The sequence below is a fragment of the Leucobacter sp. M11 genome (assembly GCF_035726885.1).
In the GTDB taxonomy this organism is placed as follows: domain Bacteria; phylum Actinomycetota; class Actinomycetes; order Actinomycetales; family Microbacteriaceae; genus JAPFRB01.
Window position 1 is genome coordinate 729274 of the sequence record NZ_JAPFRB010000003.1, and the last position, 1430, is coordinate 730703.

The 1430-nt window shown below is 68.3% G+C and carries 2 protein-coding genes; both read right to left on the reverse strand.

Features of this window, described 5'->3' with window-relative positions; translation table 11 throughout:
- A partial coding sequence (locus OOT08_RS11895) for a LysR family transcriptional regulator (protein WP_325092860.1) occupies window positions 1–754 on the reverse strand: 754 nt, incomplete at its 3' end.
- A gap of 31 nt (window positions 755–785) precedes the next feature.
- On the reverse strand, window positions 786–1430 hold a 645-nt coding region (locus OOT08_RS11900), incomplete at its 5' end, for an aldehyde dehydrogenase family protein (protein WP_325092862.1).

The window sequence follows — 1430 nt, forward strand, 5'->3', positions numbered from 1 at the left end:
TGCGCAGGTCCTCCTCAACGACGTGCTCCGAGAGCAGGGACAGCCCCAGCCCGGCGCGGACCGACTCGCGAGCGGCCTCGGGGCTCCACATCGTCCAGGTCAGGTGCGCGGGCACCCCCCAGGCCTCCAAAGAAAGATCCTGCTCGGTCCGGGTCGCAGAACCGATCTCTCGAAGAATGAACCGTTCCTGTCGAAGGAGATGCGGCTCCACCAGTCGGCCGGAGAGCGGATGCCCGCGCCAGCCCACGAGCACCAGGGGGTCCTCGAAGAGGGGAGTGATCTCCAACTGCTCATCGGTGACCGGGCCCGCGAACAGCCCGAAGCTGACCTCCCGGTCGAGCACCCACTGGAGCACCTGCTCGGCATTGCCGACCCGCAGCTCCGTTCGAAGCGTCGGATGCTCGTGTTGGAACCGGGCCAGGAGCTTTGGGAGGAGATACGCTCCCAGGGTCGACGTGCCGGCGAGGACCAGGTTCCGGTCAGCGATGCCCTGTGCGTGCTGCACCTCGGCATCCACCCGATCCATAATGGCGAACATCTCGCGCGCGCGATCCCGGAGAGCGTATCCCGCCGGAGTGAGGACGGTGCCGGTCGGCATGCGTTCGAGCAGCTGGGCGGACAGGGACGTCTCGAGGGCGCGCACGTGAGCCGACACGGCGGGCTGGCTGAGGAACAGCTTGCGGGCTGCGGCGGAAATGCTCCCTGCGTCGGCAACGGTGACGAAGACACGCAAACGCTGAATACTGAGGTCCATGCCCATAACCTATCGAGACGTCCCGGCCCGCTCAGCCGGCCAGGTTGATGCAGGCGCTGCGCCACTCGGTGTAAAACTCCCAGGTCTCGTCGGAGCACTCGGGGGAGCCGTACTGCGAGAGCTTCGCGCCCATGTGCGGCATGTGCGGCCAGGCACCGACTCCGGGGCGGTTCACGTGCAGCATCCCGGCTTGGAACTCCCGCAACGCCCGGTGCGCGAGCGGCATCGAGCTCGTGAAGATCGTGCCGGACATGCCGTATTTCACGGAGTTCGCGATCCGCATGGCATCCTCGTAGCCGTCCGCGTCGATGACCGCGAGCACCGGCCCAAAGATCTCTTCCGTGGCGAGCTCGGAGTCCCACGCCACATCGGTCAGGATCGTAGGCTCCACGAACCAGCCGTGCGCGTGTTCCGCTGCGGATGAACGGGCCCCGCCGGTGCGGATTGTCGCCCCGTCCCCGGTGGCCCGCCCGACGGCTTCGACGCAGGCGTTGAGTCGGGCCTCGTTGACGACGGGCCCCAGCGTCGTACCCGCCGCCGCGGGGTCGCCCAGCCGGAGGGCACCCACCCGGTGCAGCAGCCGTTCGATGAGTGGCTCTCGCACAGCCCGGTCAACGACCACTCGGCTGGTGGCGGAGCACCGCTGCCCGGCCTGGCCGAAGGCGCCGAGAACGAT